The 782-nt window shown below is 37.9% G+C and carries 1 pseudogene; it reads right to left on the bottom strand.

Annotation, left to right across the window (positions count from 1 at the left end):
- Positions 1 to 111: 111 nt before the first annotated feature.
- Positions 112 to 782, bottom strand: a pseudogene (locus JEQ21_RS09820) (ISAs1 family transposase); the annotation flags it as partial.

The following is a 782-nucleotide window of genomic DNA, read 5'->3' as shown; positions in this document are numbered from 1 at the left end:
ATCCTTTTTTGTCTAGTCGAACGTTTCACCCAATGGGTGAAAAGCAGAACCTTCCAGAAACCCTGTAATCAATACGGTTTCTGGAAGGTTTTTAAGTTAGGTATGAATAATTTGGGTTAAAGTTTTATTAGCGTCTTCACGGAAAACAACATCCAATAGCCAGTGCATACTCTCGATTTTCCAGTGGCCCCGAACATAGCTGGCTAGTTCGTCAGCTAATACCTTCGTACTCAAGATAAAATAGCGCTCGATACGCGTTACCTTATCATCCTTCTCAATAATACAAATAGCCTTTCCCAAACATTGAACATGAGGCCAATCTGGATGGTCTTTTCGGAACCAAGAAGTGTCGTAGACAACTTCATACTTTCGTGTTTCGATTTGACCATGAGCTTTTTCAATAGTTTCATAATAATCTACTACAGACTCTTGGTCATAGGAAAAGCAAGCAACAATATCTTCCAATAATCCTTTTTGATTTTCTTTGACAGGTAGACAGAAATCACCACCCTGTTTGATTATTTTTTTAGCTATTTCCTTTTGAGTTCCAATAGCATCAATTGTAATCATGCACCCTTCAATTGAAAGGTGATCTAATAAATCAGGGATGGCAGTGATTTCATTAGATTTTTCTTTAGTCGCCACCTGTCCAAAACAAACTCCCAAGTCAGTTGCATAAGCACTCACTATATGAAGAGGATTTTGCTTGGCACTGGCATTTCCTTTTATAGTCTTTCCATCAATAGCAATTAAACGCTTGGAAAAAGTCGAAAAATTCCCTT

Source organism: Streptococcus sp. 121 (assembly GCF_016458205.1).
In the GTDB taxonomy this organism is placed as follows: domain Bacteria; phylum Bacillota; class Bacilli; order Lactobacillales; family Streptococcaceae; genus Streptococcus.
The sequence above is the reverse complement of the archived record's forward strand: the minus strand, read 5'-3'. Positions and strand labels throughout refer to the sequence as shown.